Genomic DNA, 2,029 nt, shown 5'->3' on the forward strand with positions numbered 1-2,029 from the left:
CGGTGAAAGCACTTGGCGACAGGCTGGCCTGATGCTGGCATCAGGTGCAGCAATGGCCAGCTGCTAGCCTTTAAGTTGCGTAGACCTATATCTTGGTGAGCGATATGGCCAACACAACGGCCTTGCCGCGTGTCGCCTCGCTTGTCAACAAACTGATCAAACGCGCAGGCAGACCCGTTCGCTAGTGGATTGATTCCAACGTTTGGTGCCTTCGTCTGACGGCGGCGATGATGTCGCCCGGATCGGCCTTCCATGCGAAGGGCTTGGGCTCGTGATTGTGCTCCTTGATGAAGCGGTTGATTGCGGCCTGGAGGTCGACGACGGAATGGAAGATGCCGTGCTTCAGGCGTCGGCGGGTGAGCTTGGCGAAGAAGCCCTCGACAGCGTTCAGCGACGAGCAGGATGTCGGCACGACGTGGAAGGTCATTCGCGGATGCCGAGCCAGTCAGGCCCTGACTTTCGGTTGCTTGTGGGTGGCGTAGTTGTCGAGGATGACATGGACGGCTTTGTCGGTCGGGAGTTCAGCCTCGACCGCATTGAGAAAGCGGATGAACTCCTGGTGCCGGTGACGCTGCATGTTGCGGCCGATCACCGAGCCGTCGAGCACGTTGAGGGCGGCGAACAGGGTGGTGGTTCCGTTGCGTTTGTAATCATGCATCATGGTGCCGCCGCGCCCCTTCTTCAGCGGTACCCCGGTTGCGTGCGGTCGAGGCCTGAATCTGGCTCTTCTCATCCACCGATAGGACGATCGCATGGGCGGGCGGCGAGACATCGAGGCCGACCACGTCGTGCAACTTTTCGGCAAAGGCCTTGTCGTTCCAAAGCTTGAAGGTGCGCCAGCGATGCGGGGCAAGACCGTGATCGTGCCAGATCTTCACGACCGAAGACGCAGCGATACCGGCCGCCGCCCTCGCCATCGCACGGACCGTCCAGTGTGTCGCTTCGTGAGCAGGCGGCTCAAGCGTCAGCGCGACGACCTTGTCGACCAGCACGGCTTTCAGCGGCGCGATGCCGGGCGGCCGGGTCTTGTCGCGCAACAGGCCGTCGACGCCCTCGGCCATGAACCGTTCCTGCCACCGCCATACGCCAGGTCTTCGACTTGGCCGTAGCCGCCATGACAGCCACAGTTCCCAAGCCTTCGCCGCTCAAAAGGATGATCCGAGCTCGCCAGACATGCTTCTGCGGCGAGCCTCGAGCCGCCACGATCGCCTCAAGCCTAGCCCTGTCGGATGCCGTAACGTCGATCATGATACCTGTGCGCATCCCCCACCGCCGCATGCCGCGACAACGAGGGGAATCCCAAATCGGACTCTTCCGTCCCGACCAGTCCACTAGGTTGTCCATCCGGTCCGGACCGGGAAAGCTGAGATTGCGAAGCTTCAGTGGTTCTCGAGGGACCAGATGAACGTTCATAAGAATGCCCGGCTGACGCCGCGTAGTCGAGAGCGAATTATTAGGCAGGTCGAGAGCGGGCAGACGCCGCAGGCCGTGGCCGAAGCCGCAGACATCTGCTGGGGACTGTCCGGGAGTGGGTTGAATTGGCTGGCGCATATGCTGGTGAGAAAGTAGCGAATGCTCGTGGTGATCGCCCTAGCTAGAAGAGGGCCAATCGCTGTCTGCGCTCCTAGGCCCGATGTTAAGCTATCCTCGCGGATACGGAAATAAGATGTTAACGGAACTGCAGAGTGGAAATGCAGAGAAGGAAGTTCCGCTGCAAGACCATCATCTTCTATTCCGTAGTCACAATCTCATTCGCCAGCAAGTCGACTTCAGAGCAACGGCACGCATGCTCGAGATCTTTCACCACTGCAAGCGCGTTGCCGTCCATCAGCGTCGCTATGGCGGCCTGCGTCATGGAACCGATCCGGATCATCTGCACAGCTCCCACCGGCGCATGCCGAGTGGACGCCGGATCGATTCCGTCTCGGGGGGCGCGCCGGCGGGCGCCGCGCGGGGGGGGGGGGGGGGGGCCGGCCCCGGTCGCCGCCGATCGGGGCGGTTTTAGCCAGTAACCGCGGTGGCGGGAGCA

At 61.9% G+C, this 2,029-nt stretch carries 1 protein-coding gene and 2 pseudogenes; 1 reads left to right on the forward strand and 2 read right to left on the reverse strand.

All coding sequences use genetic code 11. The features are described from left to right. Positions 1 to 181 precede the first annotated feature (181 nt). Positions 182 to 1,263, reverse strand: a pseudogene (locus NKI99_RS33645) (IS630 family transposase). 138 nt (positions 1,264 to 1,401) lie between these two features. On the opposite strand from NKI99_RS33645, the pseudogene NKI99_RS33650 reads away from it, so the two are divergent. After that, a pseudogene (locus NKI99_RS33650) lies at positions 1,402 to 1,535 on the forward strand (IS481 family transposase); the annotation flags it as partial. Between the two features lie 194 nt (positions 1,536 to 1,729). On the opposite strand, the gene NKI99_RS33655 reads toward NKI99_RS33650, so the two are convergent. Then, the gene (locus NKI99_RS33655) at positions 1,730 to 1,873 is read right to left on the reverse strand and encodes a hypothetical protein (protein WP_352613733.1); all 144 of its coding nucleotides are present in this window, start codon (positions 1,871 to 1,873) and stop codon (positions 1,730 to 1,732) included. Positions 1,874 to 2,029 lie beyond the last annotated feature (156 nt).

The sequence above is a fragment of the Mesorhizobium sp. M0239 genome, assembly GCF_040321815.1.
Classification (GTDB): Bacteria; Pseudomonadota; Alphaproteobacteria; order Rhizobiales; family Rhizobiaceae; genus Mesorhizobium.